1 pseudogene is annotated in these 950 nt (G+C 44.9%); it reads right to left on the bottom strand.

Features of this window, described 5'->3' with window-relative positions:
• Nucleotides 1-950 (bottom strand): annotated as a pseudogene (locus M2R47_RS09365) (hypothetical protein); the annotation flags it as partial.

The following is a 950-nucleotide window of genomic DNA, read 5'->3' as shown; positions in this document are numbered from 1 at the left end:
AAACCTTTGTCGCCATTATTACCAGCATCATTAGCGATAATACCACCCTTGTCTTTTAAGTTGACTTTCAATTGCTTACTTGGTAAGTTGTCACCATTAGTTAACTCAACTTGAAGTGTATTAGGGTCAACATTAAGTTCAAGACCACCTTTATTACCAAATTGTAGTGGGTTATTGGCATCTTTTTCAAGTTTAACAGCCAAACCGCCTTCGGTGATTTGCATACCCATGGCTTCATTAGCCTGTACAGCAATTTCGATGGCTTTGTCTTGTTCGTTTGTTACGGTGTAGACGCTGCTGTCTTTACCACGGATGGTAAGCTGTTCGCCAAGTTTGCGATCAACCGCCTCACCAAAGTCAGCACCAAAGCTCATTGGCAATTCTGCCACCGCCTTTAATTGTGCAATGTTAGCCGCGTCGGTATCGCTAGAGCCTGCCGCGACATTGGTGATTTGACGAGTGTTGTTTTTATCACCAACAGATACCGCACCTAGGTTGCCTTTGACGGTGTTTGTGATAAGATCACTATTTCTCAAGCTTTCTGGTGCGTAAACTTCATTTTCTTTAGGGTTTACACCAACATGAGCGACAATAATCTTCGCTGGATCGATGGCTTCACGATCCGCCACAGACAATGCACCTAATGCCACACCACCCATAGTATTCGCTTGTGATGCCGCACCCAGTGCCAAAGCACCCTCCTTGTTTGCTGTTGCAATCGTACCAAAGGCTTGAGCGAAGTCAGCATTTGCAGCACTAGATGAACCTATGGCCTGTGAACCAAAATTGGTAGCATTTGCACCACGACCGATTGCGGTCGCTGTCGCATCTGTTGCTAGGGTTTGTGCATCACCAACTTTGATGCCTTGATCTTCAGCAAATTGCAGGCTATTTAAGCCTTTAACATCAGGGTTTAGAGCGACTTCGATGGTATTGTTATCAGCATCAAT

The organism is Moraxella oculi, from assembly GCF_023336735.1.
GTDB classification, from domain to species: domain Bacteria; phylum Pseudomonadota; class Gammaproteobacteria; order Pseudomonadales; family Moraxellaceae; genus Moraxella; species Moraxella oculi.
Note: the sequence above shows the minus strand (reverse complement) of the source record. Positions and strands in the feature narration are given on the sequence as shown.